This window comes from Novosphingobium sp. AAP1 (assembly GCF_001295765.1).
In the GTDB taxonomy this organism is placed as follows: Bacteria; Pseudomonadota; Alphaproteobacteria; order Sphingomonadales; family Sphingomonadaceae; genus Novosphingobium; species Novosphingobium capsulatum.
This window is the reverse complement of sequence record NZ_LJHO01000004.1, coordinates 96,688-110,765: the sequence shown is the minus strand read 5'-3', so window position 1 is coordinate 110,765 and position 14,078 is coordinate 96,688. Positions and strand designations below refer to the sequence as shown.

The window sequence follows — 14,078 nt, the reverse complement described above, 5'->3', positions numbered from 1 at the left end:
TGCGGCACGCCCGGATTCCTTGGGCTGCGACTTAGGGGCGCGGGCGCGTGTTGCCAAGCCGGGATTGGGGAAATGCCCCTCCGTCAGGCCTGCGGCCTGCCACCTCCCCATCGGGGATGGGGAGGATCTTGCCGAGGGGCCTTAGCGGGCATCCCCATCGATCGTCACGTTGACGGTGACTTTGCCATAGCCGGCAACCTGCAGCGGAATGGCGAGGTTCTGGCGCACGGCATCCTTGGCGGCACTGCGGGCCAGGCCCATCAGCACGGGATTGGCGGCCTGGTTGGTGGCAAGCTGTTCGGCGAGGCGGGTGTTGTCGCGCGTCAGCTTGTCTTGCGCGGCGCGGCTGATCCACACGCCTTCGCGCAAGTATTGGGCGCGCGCCTCGTCCAGGTTGGGGCGGCTCAGCCGCAGGGGCGGCAGGCGCACCGACAGCGTCTGGCTAGTGGCATCCCACGCCATGCGATCGCGGTTCATCTGCGAAAGATCGATGGTGTAATCCACGCGCGCCGGGATTACCGCCACCTGCTTTGACTGCACCAGGCCGAACAGGCGGCTGTCGTCGCTCGACACCACCGGGGCCAGTTCGGCGCTAAACACCGTCAGGCTGTTCTGCCGCTCGAACGCCACCAGGCTGGTGGCCAGCGGGTCGCCGATGTCCTGTGGTTTCCACAGGAGCCAGGCAAACAGCCCGGCCAGCGCCAGTGCCGCCACGAACAGCAGCCAAGGCAGAGCGCTGCGCCGCGCCACCACTACCGTGGGCGCGGGTTGGGGAGAGTTCCCTGACAGGGGCGGGCTATTCAGCGTGCTGTCGTCCATTGTTCCCCCGAACGAACAACCCGGCCCTGGCGTTCCAGATCGAGCAGATGCGCCAATACCGAGCGGCCCGCGGCACCGGTCAGCCGCGGGTCCAGTCCCTTGTACATCTGTGCCACCATGGCGGGAATATTGTGCAGCCCGCCTTCCAGCACGCGCAGCACCTGCCGCTCGCGCTGGCGGCGATGGCCCAGCATGCCACGCACGAACTGGTGCGGATTGTCGATCGGATCACCGTGCGCGGGATAATAGACGCGGTCCTGCGGCCGATCGTACAGCTTTTGCAGCGAGGCCATGTAGGCGGCCATGTCGCCATCAGGCGGCGAGACCACGCTGGTTGACCAGCCCATGACATGATCGCCGGTGAACAGCGCGCCGCTTTCCACCAAGGCCAGGCACAGGTGGTTGCTGGTGTGGCCGGGCGTGGCCACGGCCTGCAGGGTCCAGCCATCGCCGCGCAGTTCCTCGCCATCGGCCAGCACGCGGGCCGGGCGATAGTCGGGGTCGAACGCCGCATCGGCGCGCGGGCCATCGTCGTCCAGGGCTAGCGGCGCGCAGCCGATGATCGGTGCGCCGGTCAATGCCGCCAATGGGCGCGAGGCGGGGCTGTGGTCGCGGTGGGTGTGGGTGCACACGATCGCGGCGATGCGGGCGCTGCCCACAGCCGCCACGATTGCCGCGACATGGCCTTCGCCGTTGGTATCGGCATGGCCCGCTGCGCCGGTCCCATCAGGGCCGGGATCGATCACGGCCACATCCTGGCCTGCGCCGACGATATAGGTCTGCGTGCCGGTGTAGGTGTACGGCGATGGATTGGGTGCCAGCACCCGCCGCACCAGCGGCTCCAGCTGGGCAGCCATGCCGGTGTTCCACGTGGAACGATCGGGAAGGGAGGAACTGGCCATGCCCCGTGCTATGGGGACGGCCGCCCCCATGCGCAAGGCACGACGTGGCGCGTCTGTTCAGCCCGCCTCGGCCAGCGCCAGGCCCAACCGCTCGCGCAGGTGGATCAGGGCCATAGGCAGCGGGTTGGTCAGGGGATCGTGCGGTGCGGCGTTGGCCACGCCTTGGCGCTGCCAGGCCTGTTCCAGCCGGGTGATGCGCTGATAAAGCCGTTCGCTCTCGTGCACCACCGCCTGTGCTGCCAGGGTCAGGTGGATGATGCAGGCCGGGTCGCTTGCCGGGAAATGGGCGATCAGGCGGCCGTGGCGGCGCAGTTGCAGCTCGGTCAGTTCGCCGGCGAACCAGGCGCGGTGGTTGAGCAGCCAGGCCAGGCAATGCATGATCCGCGTGGTGGTACGCAGCGCCTCGCAGCTCGCCTGGACATGCGCCAGGTCTTCGTTTGCGTCGAGGCTGCCGCCGGCCGGCGGTGCCGCATCGTTGGCCGGCTGGCGGCGCAAGGCCTCGAACGCATCGCGCGCGCGATCGGCCAGGGCCAGCGCCTCTGCGTAGAGCGCTTCGATGATGCGCGGATTGGCGCTGGGCGTGACGGGCATGGTGGCGATCGGAATGGGCGGCCTGCTGGGTACGACATGCCCGAGCGGATGCGCCGGCCATGGATCAAAACCGGCTTTAAGGCCGATCGCCCCGCCGGCTCAATGCCCCGGCAGTGGCCAAGTGCCACCGCTTTGCCGCTGTCTCGATACGGAACGCTTTGTACGGCAGGCGGAATCGGTAAATACGGTATGCAATCGTTTGAAATCAGGCGATAATATCAGGGATAAGATAGTCTTCGAGCATGCTGATCTGATCGCGCAGCAGCAATTTGCGCTTTTTCAGGCGCGCCACCTGCAGCTGGTCGGCCACGCCATTGGCGCTCAGCGCATCGATCGCCACGTCAAGGTCGCGATGCTCGAGCCGCAGCGCTTCGAGCCGCTTGCGCATTTCCTCTTCGGTCACACCAACCACTCCCCGAAACCGACCTTGCTACCCCAAGCTGCCACATCGCCTCCCATCTGCACCTGGCGTTGTTCAGGTTGCCGACTCACGCTGGCGACCACGCACCGGCCAACGGCGCGCGGGGCCGCTGGAAAACCCGTTGACCGTTGATGGTGCACATTTCGTCATCGCCCTCTACACATGAACGCGATGCCGGTGCGACCCGGCGCGGTTCCACTTGCAAGATACGGCGAATGTGGGAGCATGACAACGCACCGACTGTCAGCGACTCGCAGAACAGAAGCATCGGAGCCGCAGACACCGGAGCCAGCCGCGCGGGAATGTCTCTCGCACGGGTTTTGACCGGGCAGCGGCCTATCCCGGCCCGCGCCCCTCAGGAGGTCAACGCATGGAAACGACGCACATCAACGCCTTGCAGACAAAGCACGCCGGCCTGGAACGCCGGATTTCCGAGGAAATGGCACGGCCAGCCCCCGACGTGGCCCTGCTCATGCAGCTCAAGCGGCGCAAGTTGCGCATCAAGGAAGAACTGGCGCTGATTCACTGATCCCTTTGCGCCGGAACCAACCAACCAAGCGAACATAACCTGAAAACGATCAATACCCCTGGATTGTAACAGGCGTGAGCGGCCGATTGCGGCGGCCACGCCTGACAAACACGGCCGGTTCCCCCACGGGGACCGGCCTTTTGCCCAGAGCGCCGCTGGCGGCCGCGGCACAGTTGCATACGAATATTTCCGCAATGGCGGCAGGCCCCGTTTGCAAACGGCATGGGCTGCGCTAGGCCTTTGGTCATGTTGACTGCCGTCGCCTCTGCCCGCGCGATCCTCACCTCGCTGCACGAGGTCATGGCCTCGCGATCCGGCGCGCAGGCCAAGCTCAACCGCATCGTCGATGTAATCGGCGAAAACCTCAACAGCGAGGTCTGCTCGATCTATTTGCTGCGCGAGGGGATGCTGGAACTGTTCGCCACGCGCGGGCTGGAACAGGCGGCGGTTCACGTCACGCGGCTGGCCGTGGGCGAGGGCCTGGTCGGCACGATCGCCCAGAACATCGAGACGCTCAACCTGGCCGAGGCAGCCGCGCATCCCGACTTTGCCTTCCGCCCGGAAACCGGGGAAGAACGCTTCCACTCGTTTGCCGGCGTGCCGATCGTGCGCCGCCAGCGCGCCGTGGGCGTGGTGGCCGTGCAGCATGTCGATCCCCGCCGCTATGAAGAGGTGGAGATCGAGGCGCTGCAGACCGTCGCGATGGTCCTGGCCGAGCTGATCGCCAATGCCGAACTGATCGACGATGAAGACGTGGCCGGCGTGCCCGACCACCTGACCGGGCCCGATCGCCTCAAGGGCCAGACCCTGGTGAAGGGCCTGGCGGTGGGCCAGGCCGTGTTCCACCAGCCACGCGTGACGATCGAGCATGTCGTGGCCGAAGATACCGAGGCCGAGCGCCAGCGGGTCTATCGCGCGTTCGACAAGATGCGCGAGCAGATCGACCGCATGGCCAGCCAGGCCGAATTCGGCGTGGGCGGAGAGCATGAGGAGGTGCTCGAGACCTATCGCATGTTCGCCTATGACGAAGGCTGGAGCCGCCGCATCAACGAGGCGATCGATTCCGGCCTGACCGCCGAAGCCGCGATCGAGCGCGTGCAGCAGCGCACCCGCATGCGCATGCGCCAGATCGACGATCCCCTGCTGGCCGACCGGATGCACGATCTGGAAGACCTGTCGAACCGCCTGTTGCGGATCGTATCGGGGCAACTGGGCACCGCCGCCAGCCTGGGGCTGAAAGGCGATGCGATCCTGATCGCGCGCAACTTGGGCCCGGCCGAACTGCTGGAATACGATCGCCGCCGCTTGAAGGGGGTGATCCTGGAAGAAGGCTCGCTCACCGCGCACGTGGTGATCGTGGCGCGGGCCATGGGCATTCCCGTGGTCGGCCGCGTGCGCGCGCTGCGCGGCAAGGTGCGCGACGGCGATACCCTGCTGGTCGATGGCGATCAGGGCGTGATCGACGTGCGCCCGGCGCCCAGCCTGGTCGAGGCGTTCGAGGCGCGTTTTGCCAAGAATCGCGAGCGGCAGGCCCACTATGCCACGATGCGCGACGTGGAGCCGATCACGCGCGACGGGCAGCGCATCACGGTGATGATCAACGCCGGCCTGCGCGATGACATGCCGATGCTGCCGCTGACCGGTGCCGATGGCATTGGCCTGTTCCGCACCGAGTTCCAGTTCCTGGTCTCGGCAACGATGCCCCAGCGCGAGCGGCAGCAGCGGCTCTATCGCGACGTGCTCGATGCCGCCGGCGATCGCCCGGTGGTGTTCCGCACGGTGGATATCGGCGGGGACAAGGTCCTGCCCTACCTGCGCCACAACGATGGCGAAACCGAGGAAAACCCGGCGATGGGCTGGCGCGCGCTGCGCGTGGCGTTGGAACGCGACGGGCTGCTCAAGGTGCAGGCGCGCGCGTTGATCGAGGCGGCGGCCGGGCGCACGCTCAACGTGATGTTCCCGATGGTGACCGAACCGTGGGAATTCGATGCGGCCAAGGCCGTGTTCGAAAGCCAGGTGGCGTTCCTGCGCAAGCAGAAGAAAGTGCTGCCCGAGGCGATCCGCTATGGCGCCATGCTGGAAGTGCCGGCGCTGGCCGAATGCCTCGATATGCTGGCGCCGCGCCTGTCGTTCCTGTCGATCGGCACCAACGATCTCACGCAGTTCCTGTTTGCCGCCGATCGTGCCCACCCCAAGCTGGCCGAACGCTATGACTGGCTCAGCCCCGCGATCCTGCGCTTCCTGGCGCGGGTGGTGCGCGATGTGGCGCCCCATGGCACGGCCTTGACGGTGTGCGGCGAAATGGGCGGCCGGCGGCTGGAAGCCCTGGCGCTGCTGGGCCTGGGCATCACCCGCCTGTCGATCACGCCGGCCGCAGTTGGCCCGATCAAGGAACTGATCCGCACGATCGACCTGGGCGAAATTCGCAATGCCATGGCTGGCTGGCTGCGTGAGCCGCATGCCGACATGCGCAGCGTGGTGGCGCAGTGGGCCAGCGCGCAGGGCATCGATTGCGACTGATCGGGTTCGCATGACCGTTTTGGCCGGTTGCGCGCCGCAAAACGGTTGACTTTCGCGCAATTGCAACGATCCCCTTTTACCGGCTTTTCACCAAGCCACCGGGTTGCAAAACAAGCAGAGAAGACGGGAGCCGCGCCTTGGCCGACTCGATCGGGTCAGATTTTCATTCCCCCCAGCCGGACGCCGCCGCCCCGGCGGGCGTGGGCCCCACCTTGCGCGCCGCGCGCGAGGCGCAGGGCCTTTCGCTGAAAGATATTGCCGCGCGCACCCGCATCACCGCCCGCCATGTCGAGGCGCTGGAGGCCGGCGATTATGACAGCCTGCCCGGCCGCCCCTATGCCCTGGGCTTTGCGCGCAGCTATGCCAAGGCCGTGGGCCTGGACGAGGCGGCGATCGCCGAAGCGGTGCGGCGCGAGCTGAATGCGCGTGCGCCGGCGCCCGAAACCCGCGTGATCCACCAGTTCGAAGCGGGCGATCCGGCCAAGACGCCTTCGCGCCTGATCAGCTGGCTGGCCGGGCTGCTGGTGGTGGCGGTGCTGGGCCTGGGGCTGGTGTTCTGGCGCAGCTATTACTGGCCCTCGGCCGAGCTGCCGGCGCTGGTCGGCCCCGAACAGCCCAAGCCGGCCGTAGCCAAGCCGGCGTCGCAGCAGCCCAGCGCGCCAGCGCCGGCCACGCGGCCCAATGGCCCGGTGGTGTTCACCGCGCAGGAAGACCGCATCTGGGTCAAGTTCTATGACGGCAGCGGCAAGCAGCTGGTGCAAAAGCTGATGGCCAAGGGCGAAACCTATACCGTGCCCGATGGCGTGACCGATCCCAAGCTGTGGACCGGCCGGCCCGATGCGCTGACGATCACCATCGGCGGCCAGGCCGTGCCGCGCATTGCCGACAAGCAGGGCATCGTCAAGGACGTGGCGGTCAGCGGTCCGGCGCTGTGGGCGCGGGCCGATCATGCCGCCGCCCCGCCGCCAAGTGATCAGGCAGCCGATCAGGCCAGCGCCACGCCTGCTGCCGGCCCGGCCCACCGCCTGGTGCGGCGCACGGCGGCGCGCTCTGCCCCGGCGGGCGCGCCCGATGGCGGTGACGCTGCGGTGCAGCCGGCCGCGGCGCCAACGGTGGCCGCTACGGCGCCTGCCGTGGTGAACTGAGCGCGCGATTGGCGAAAGGCTTGGCGGGCAAAGGCGTGGGCGGGGCAAAGTCCTTGCAACAAGGCTCGACTTCGCGCGCGCGGTGCGGCACTTTGCGGCCATTGCACCACACGCCCTGAGACCGGACCCGAAACGCGCCGAACGGGCCGATGCATATAGCTTTTCAGGAACGGACATGCGCTGGGGGGCGGATGTTGCCGTGGGGCGGCAGATGATCGAGACGGGAGTTACCATGAAGACCTTGTTCCGCCGGGCCAGCCCCGCGTTGTTTTCCGCCCTGGGCATGGCCCTGGCCGTGGCGCCGGTGGTGCCACAGGTAGCGCATGCCCAGGCCGCTGGCGAAACCACCGAAGCCCGGCTGCGCCGGCTGGAGGCAGAAATCCGCGCCTTGCAGCGCAAGGTGTTTCCCGATGGCGCCGGCCGCGCCTTTGGTCCGGAAATCACGCCCACGGCGCCGGCCCCCACGCCGGCTGTGCCCACGGTGGCGACGACCCCGCTCACCGATGTGCTGTCCCGCCTCGATGCGGTGGAAGCGCAGCTGCGCCAGGTGACCGCCGCGACCGAGGAAAACCAGAACCACCTGAGCAAGCTGGACACCCGCGTGTCTGCCCTGGAAACCGCCGCGGCCCCGCCGGCGGCGGCAACCGATCCGGCTGGCGCCAATCCTTCGGGTATCACGCCCGCACCGGCTGCCGGCAGCGGCCTGGCGCCGCGCCCGGCCGCTGGCCCGGCACAGCCGCCGGCCAAGGCACCGGCCGCCACGCCCGCATCGGCCAAGGCCTCTGCCGACCGGGTGGCCGCCGTTGCCGCGATCGAGATGCCCTCGACCGGCGACAAGCAGGCCGATGAATATACTTATGGCTATCGGCTCTATGACGCCAAGTTCTATCCCGAGGCGCAGGTCCAGCTGAACAAGTTCGTGACGGCCTATCCCAAGGCCAAGCAGATCAGCCTGGCGCGCAACCTGCTGGGCCGCGCCTATCTCGAAGATGGCAAGCCCGGCACGGCGGCGCAGTGGTTCCTGCAGAACTACCTGGGCGACAAGAAGGGCGAACGTGCGCCCGACAGCCTGCTCTACCTGGGCGTGGCGATGACGCGCATCAACGATACCAAGCGGGCCTGCGGCGCCTTTGCCGAACTGCGCGATGCCTATCCCGACCAGATCGCCGGGCGCCTCAAGGGGCAATATGAAAACGCGATCAAAGGGGTGAAGTGCGATTGAGCCGGCGCCCGGCCCAATCCCCGAAGCCGCGCTGACCCGCTTTGCCGGGGACTGGGCCGCGCTGAACCTGCCGGAGACAGACCGGGTGGGCCTGGCGGTTTCCGGCGGGCCTGACAGCTGTGCCTTGCTGGTGTTGGCCGCTGCTCATGCGCCGGGGCAGATCGCCGTGGCCACCGTCGATCACGGCCTGCGCGCGCAGGCGGCGGATGAGGCGCGCGCGGTGGCGGCGCTGTGTGCTGATCTGTGCGTGCCGCATCACACCCTGCGCATCGATCTGGGCGGGGGCAGCGCGATCCAGGCCCGCGCCCGTGCCGCGCGCTACGCCGCGCTGGCCGGCTGGGCGCGGGGGCAGGGGCTCGCCGCGCTGGCCACTGCCCACCATATGGATGACCAGGCCGAAACGCTGACCATGCGCCTCAACCGTGGAGCGGGGGTGCGCGGGCTTGCCGGCATGCGCGCGCGGGCGGGCGTGGCGGGCGATCCCGCGCTGCCACTGCTGCGCCCGCTGCTTGGTTGGCGCCGGGCCGAACTGGCCGACGTGGTGGCAGCGGCGGGCGTTGTCGCGGCGGATGATCCCTCCAACCAGGACACCCGGTTTGAACGGGTGCGCGTGCGTTTTGGGTTGGCCGGCGCCGCGTGGCTGGACCCGGCTGGTTGGGCAGCCAGCGCGCAGCACCTGGCCCAAGCCGACGCCGCGCTGGACTGGGCGGCGCAGCGCCTGTTTGCACAGGGCTGGGATGATCAGCAGGGCCGCTTGGCCGTGCCGGATGGCATGCCGCAGGCACTGGCCCTGCGCGTGCTGGAGCTGGTGCTGCAGGCGATGGGGGCCACGCCTGTGCCGCGCGGCGCCGAACTGGCGCGCTGGCATGCCGCGCTAGCGGCGGGCCAAGTGGCCACGCTGGCCGGCTTGCGCGGGGAGGGCAAAGGGGCAACGTGGCACTTTTTGCGGGTGCCACCCCATCGCGCGGGGTGAAAAGCGCCGCTTTTGTGCCGTTATTGCCACCTTGGACAGCATGGGCACGATTCGGCAACTTGCCATTCAGCGGATCGCACCTACCTTCGCTGTCTGAAAGGATTGCGTGACGCCCATGAACGATGACCAGCCGCAGGGTAATCCCTGGATCAAGAGTCTACTGGTGTGGGGAGGGATCTTCCTTGCGCTATTGCTGGTGGTCTCGATGTTCGGGGCGCGCGGCGATGCTTCGGGCACGCAGATCGGCTACTCCGATTTCCGCGCCCGCGTGGCTGAAGGCGCCGTTCGCGACGTGCAGATCGGCGCGGACAAGATCACCGGCACCCTGAAGAACGACCAGACCTTCACCACCACCCCGGTGGATGGTGACAAGGATCTGCTGCCCAAGTTGTTGCAGGACAACAACGTGCCCTACACCGGCAAGGCGCAGGAAGAACCCAACATGCTGGTCTGGGTGCTGGCGCAGTCGCTGCCGTTCCTGCTGATCCTGGGCGTGGCGTTCTTCGCCCTGCGCCAGGTGCAGAAGGGTGGCGGTTCGGGCGCGATGGGCTTTGGCAAATCCAAGGCCAAGCTTTTGACCGAGCGTTCGGGCCGGGTGACGTTCGATGACGTTGCCGGCATCGACGAAGCGCGCGAGGAACTGCAGGAAATCGTGGAATTCCTGCGCGATCCCAGCCGCTTTTCCAAGCTCGGCGGGCAGATTCCCAAGGGCGCGCTGCTGGTCGGTTCGCCCGGCACCGGCAAGACCCTGCTGGCCCGCGCCATCGCGGGTGAAGCAGGCGTGCCGTTCTTCACCATTTCCGGTTCGGACTTTGTCGAAATGTTCGTGGGCGTCGGCGCCAGCCGCGTGCGCGACATGTTCGAGCAGGCCAAGAAGAATGCGCCGTGCATCGTCTTCATCGACGAAATCGACGCGGTCGGCCGCCATCGTGGCCACGGCCTGGGCAATTCCAATGACGAGCGCGAGCAGACGCTGAACCAGCTGCTGGTGGAAATGGATGGTTTCGAGGCCAACGAAGGCATCATCATCATCGCTGCCACCAACCGCCCCGACGTGCTCGATCCCGCGCTGCTGCGTCCCGGCCGGTTTGACCGACAGGTGGTGGTGCCGGTGCCCGATATCGAGGGCCGCGAAAAGATCCTGGGCGTGCACATGAAGAAGGTGCCGCTGGCACCCGACGTGAACCCCCGCGTGATCGCACGCGGCACCCCCGGCTTTTCGGGTGCGGACCTGGCCAACCTGGTCAACGAAGCCGCCCTGCTGGCCGCGCGCCGCAACAAGCGCCTGGTCGCCATGCAGGAATTCGAAGACGCCAAGGACAAGGTGATGATGGGCGCGGAACGCCGCTCCATGGTCATGACCGAAGACGAAAAGAAGATGACCGCCTATCACGAGGCCGGCCATGCCATCGTCTCGGTGTTCGAACCGGCGTCTGACCCGATCCACAAGGCGACGATCATCCCGCGCGGCCGCGCGCTGGGCATGGTCATGCGCCTGCCCGAGCGGGACAGCTATTCCTATCACCGCGACAAGATGCACGCGAACCTGTCGGTTTCGATGGGCGGGCGCGTGGCCGAAGAAATCATCTTTGGCCATGACAAGGTGTCGTCGGGCGCATCGGGCGACATCCAGTATGCCACGGGCCTGGCGCGTTCGATGGTGACCAAGTGGGGCATGTCGGAAAAGCTTGGGCCGCTGCAGTATGAAGACCAGCAGGAAGGCTATCTCGGCATGGGCGGTTCGGCCCGCATGATGGCCTCGGAAGAGACCAACAAGCTGATCGACAGCGAAATCCGTGCGCTGGTCGACCAGGGCTATGCCCGCGCGGTCGACATCCTGCGCGCCAATGAAGACAAGCTGCACGTGCTGGCCCAGGCGCTGCTGGAATATGAAACGCTGACCGGTGACGAGATCAAGATCCTCGTCGATGGCGGCCAGCTGGAACGCCCGGAAACCTTTGGTGGTCCGGCCCGGCCGATTGCAGCGCCCGGTGCCACGGTGCCGCGCGCCGGCCGCCGCTTCCTGGGCGGTGGCAGCAATGGCGGGCTGCAGCCGCAGGGCGCCTGACAGTCCGCTCCTTCGGCCTGGCGGGGCGTTGCGCTCCGCCAGCCCCTCCACCACCCGCTGCGCGGGCGGTCCCCCTCCCCATCAGTGATGGGGAGGATTTTTTTGGTCCTCTCCGCTTTGCGGGGAGGTGGCAGGCCGAAGGCCTGACGGAGGGGCCTGAACCTCGCCCCAACGCTCATCTGGAACCCAACCGGCGCGCGGGCCATTGTCACCTCGCATGCCCATCGATCTAGCCTGGATTCGCCCCGAGCCGCAGGGCATCTATCTGCCCCCCGCTGATGCGTGGATCGATCCAGCCCATGCGGTGCCGCAGGCCTTGGTCACCCATGGCCATTCTGACCACGCGCGGGGTGGCCATGGCCAGACCGTGGCCACGGCGGCGACACTGGCGATCATGGGCCTGCGCTATGGCGTGATGCCCGAAGGCGCGCAGAGTGTGGACTATGGCGAGACCATCGCGCTGCCCGGCGGCATCCGTGCCACGTTCGTGCCGGCAGGCCATGTGCTGGGATCGGCGCAGATCCTGCTGGAGCGCGACGGGCAGCGCGTGGTGGTGACCGGCGATTACAAGCGCAGCCCCGATCCAACGTGCGCCCCGTTCGAGCCGGTGCCGTGCGACGTGTTCATTACCGAGGCGACCTTTGGCCTGCCGGTGTTTCGCCACCCGCCGATCGCCGAGGAAATCGCGCGGCTGCGCGAAACGCAGGCGGCCCATCCGCAGCGCTGCGTGCTGGTGGGTGCCTATGCCCTGGGCAAGGCGCAGCGCCTGATCGCCGAACTGCGGCGCGCCGGGCACGATGCGCCAATCTTTCTGCATGGCGCGATGGAGCGGATGTGCGCGCTCTATCGCGAATGGGGCATCGATCTGGGCGAACTGCGCCCGGCCGCTGGCGTGGCCAAGGCGGAACTGGCCGGGCACATCGTGGTCTGCCCGCCATCGGCGCTCAACGACCGCTGGAGCCGGCGCCTGCCCGATCCGATCACCGCGATGGCCTCGGGCTGGATGCGGGTGCGGCAACGGGCGCGGCAGCGCAATGTCGAACTGCCGCTGGTGATTTCCGACCATGCCGATTGGGACGAACTGACCACGACGATTGCTGAGGTAAATCCGGCCGAAACCTGGATCACCCATGGCCGCGAGGAAGCGCTGCTGCGCTGGTGCGCGCTGCACCAGCGCAAGGCCCGCGCGCTGGCCATGGTCGGCTATGAAGATGAGGACGATTGAGCGATGGAACGCTTTGCCGCCCTGGTCGATGGCCTGGTCTATACCCGATCGCGCAATGGCAAGCTGGCGCTGTTGGCGCAGTATCTGCGCGACACGCCCGATCCCGATCGCGGCTGGGCCCTGGCGGCGCTGACCGATGGGCTGAATTTTCCAGCGGTGAAGGGTGGCACAATACGCGCGCTGCTCGATGCGCGGGTGGACGAGGTGCTGTGGCGCCTGTCGCGCGATTATGTGGGCGATACGGCGGAAACCGCCAGCCTGCTGTGGCCCGAACCGCAGACACCGCAGCTGCCCCCGCCCAGCGTGAGCGAAGCGGTGGAAGTTCTGGCCGGCGCCACCCGCGCCACGGCGGCGGAGCGGCTGGCCGGATTGCTCGACCGGCTCGATGCCAATGGCCGCTATGCCCTGCTCAAGCTGGCGACCGGGGCGATGCGCATCGGCCTGTCGACGCGGCTGGCCAAGGTGGCGTTTGCCCAGGCGTTTGGCGTGGATGTGGAGCAGGTGGAAGAGCTGTGGCACGGCCAGGCGCCGCCCTATGCCGATCTGTTTGCCTGGGCCGCCGATGGCGCGCCGCCGCCCGATGCGCAAAGCCTGCCGCTGTTCCGCCCGTTCATGCTGGCCCAACCGCTGGAAGATACGGTGGTGGACCTGGGCGCGTTTGCCGCCGAATGGAAATGGGACGGCATACGCGTGCAACTGGTGCATGTGGCTGGGCAAACCCGGCTCTATTCGCGCGGTGGCGATGATATTTCCGCCAGCTTCCCCGAATTGATCGGGGCCTTGCAGGTGCCGGCGGTGCTGGATGGGGAACTGCTGGTGCGCGGCAGCCACCAGGGCGGCGAAGCGGGCGGGGCGGCCAGCTTCAACGCGTTGCAACAGCGGCTGGGGCGCAAGAGCGTGAGCAAGGCCATGCTCGCCGATTATCCCGCGTTCGTGCGATTGTATGACGTGTTGCAGCTGCAGGGCGAAGACCTGCGGCCACTGGGCTGGGCCGCGCGGCGTGCCCGGCTGGAGGCGCTGATGCCGCAGCTCGATCCGCAGCGCTTTGATATTTCGGCGGTGATCGAGGCCGACAACCTGGACCAGCTGGCCGAAATTCGCGCCCGTGCACGCGATGACGCGATCGAGGGGGTGATGCTCAAGCGGCGCGACGCGCCCTATGTTTCCGGGCGCCGCGCCGGGCTGTGGTACAAGTGGAAGCGCGATCCGCTGCTGATCGATTGCGTGCTGATGTATGCCCAGCGCGGCAGCGGCAAGCGATCGTCTTTCTATTCCGATTTCACGTTCGGTTGCTGGGATGGCGATCCCGATGCGGGGGCCGATCTGCTGCCAGTGGGCAAGGCCTATTTCGGCTTTACCGACGAGGAACTGAAGTGGCTCGATCGCCATGTGCGGCAGCACACGGTCAACCGCTTTGGCCCGGTGCGCGAGGTTGATCGCCAGCTGGTGCTGGAGGTGGCGTTCGATTCGGTCCATGCCAGCAAGCGGCACAAATCGGGCCTGGCCATGCGTTTCCCGCGCATCCACCGCATCCGCAGCGACAAGCCCGCGCACGAGGCCGACCGGCTGGAAACCTTGCGGGCGATGGTGGTGGATTGATGCCGGTCAAGGTGGCTGGGGGCAGGGGCGGTTAGGGGCAAGCATCCCCTCCCTTGCGCGAAAG

At 67.6% G+C, this 14,078-nt stretch carries 12 protein-coding genes; 8 read left to right on the top strand and 4 right to left on the bottom strand.

The window, feature by feature from the left end:
* Positions 1 to 141 precede the first annotated feature (141 nt).
* The 4 genes from IP65_RS10185 to IP65_RS10170 form a co-directional block, all read right to left on the bottom strand.
* Complete coding sequence (locus IP65_RS10185) at positions 142 to 819, bottom strand: DUF4230 domain-containing protein (protein WP_054131646.1); 678 nt, start codon at positions 817 to 819, stop codon at positions 142 to 144.
* Positions 801 to 1,721 (bottom strand): MBL fold metallo-hydrolase, encoded by a 921-nt coding sequence (locus IP65_RS10180; protein ID WP_054131645.1) that lies wholly within the window; start codon positions 1,719 to 1,721, stop codon positions 801 to 803. The genes IP65_RS10185 and IP65_RS10180 overlap by 19 nt, the downstream gene beginning before the upstream one ends.
* Positions 1,722 to 1,778: 57 nt before the next feature.
* Complete coding sequence (locus IP65_RS10175) at positions 1,779 to 2,312, bottom strand: DUF1465 family protein (RefSeq protein ID WP_054131644.1); 534 nt, start codon at positions 2,310 to 2,312, stop codon at positions 1,779 to 1,781.
* A 205-nt stretch (positions 2,313 to 2,517) separates the two neighbouring features.
* The gene (locus tag IP65_RS10170; protein ID WP_022676439.1) at positions 2,518 to 2,715 is read right to left on the bottom strand and encodes a YdcH family protein; all 198 of its coding nucleotides are present in this window, start codon (positions 2,713 to 2,715) and stop codon (positions 2,518 to 2,520) included.
* A 388-nt stretch (positions 2,716 to 3,103) separates the two neighbouring features.
* Here IP65_RS10170 and IP65_RS20850 point away from each other — a divergent pair, with 388 nt between their 5' ends.
* The 8 genes from IP65_RS20850 (at position 3,104) to IP65_RS10135 (ending at position 14,014) form a co-directional block, all read left to right on the top strand.
* Positions 3,104 to 3,262: a YdcH family protein gene (locus IP65_RS20850; protein WP_022676438.1), complete on the top strand. Its 159-nt coding sequence runs from the start codon at positions 3,104 to 3,106 to the stop codon at positions 3,260 to 3,262.
* 246 nt (positions 3,263 to 3,508) lie between these two features.
* On the top strand, positions 3,509 to 5,782 hold the full coding sequence (ptsP, locus tag IP65_RS10165) for a phosphoenolpyruvate--protein phosphotransferase (RefSeq protein WP_231627644.1): 2,274 nt from the start codon (positions 3,509 to 3,511) through the stop codon (positions 5,780 to 5,782).
* 137 nt (positions 5,783 to 5,919) lie between these two features.
* A complete protein-coding gene (locus IP65_RS10160; RefSeq protein ID WP_216643505.1) occupies positions 5,920 to 6,927 on the top strand; it encodes a RodZ domain-containing protein in 1,008 nt (335 codons plus the stop codon).
* A gap of 175 nt (positions 6,928 to 7,102) precedes the next feature.
* Positions 7,103 to 8,149, top strand: coding sequence for a tol-pal system YbgF family protein (locus tag IP65_RS10155; protein WP_231627643.1), 1,047 nt, complete (start codon positions 7,103 to 7,105; stop codon positions 8,147 to 8,149).
* A gap of 85 nt (positions 8,150 to 8,234) precedes the next feature.
* Positions 8,235 to 9,122: a tRNA lysidine(34) synthetase TilS gene (gene tilS / locus IP65_RS10150; protein WP_369801263.1), complete on the top strand. Its 888-nt coding sequence runs from the start codon at positions 8,235 to 8,237 to the stop codon at positions 9,120 to 9,122.
* Positions 9,123 to 9,237: 115 nt separating this feature from the next.
* On the top strand, positions 9,238 to 11,190 hold the full coding sequence (gene ftsH, locus IP65_RS10145) for an ATP-dependent zinc metalloprotease FtsH (RefSeq protein ID WP_022677261.1): 1,953 nt from the start codon (positions 9,238 to 9,240) through the stop codon (positions 11,188 to 11,190).
* A 217-nt stretch (positions 11,191 to 11,407) separates the two neighbouring features.
* Complete coding sequence (locus IP65_RS10140; protein ID WP_054131640.1) at positions 11,408 to 12,415, top strand: ligase-associated DNA damage response exonuclease; 1,008 nt, start codon at positions 11,408 to 11,410, stop codon at positions 12,413 to 12,415.
* A gap of 3 nt (positions 12,416 to 12,418) precedes the next feature.
* Positions 12,419 to 14,014 carry a cisplatin damage response ATP-dependent DNA ligase gene (locus IP65_RS10135; protein ID WP_054131639.1) on the top strand — a complete coding sequence of 532 codons (1,596 nt, stop codon included), beginning with the start codon at positions 12,419 to 12,421 and terminating at the stop codon, positions 14,012 to 14,014.
* Positions 14,015 to 14,078: the final 64 nt, after the last annotated feature.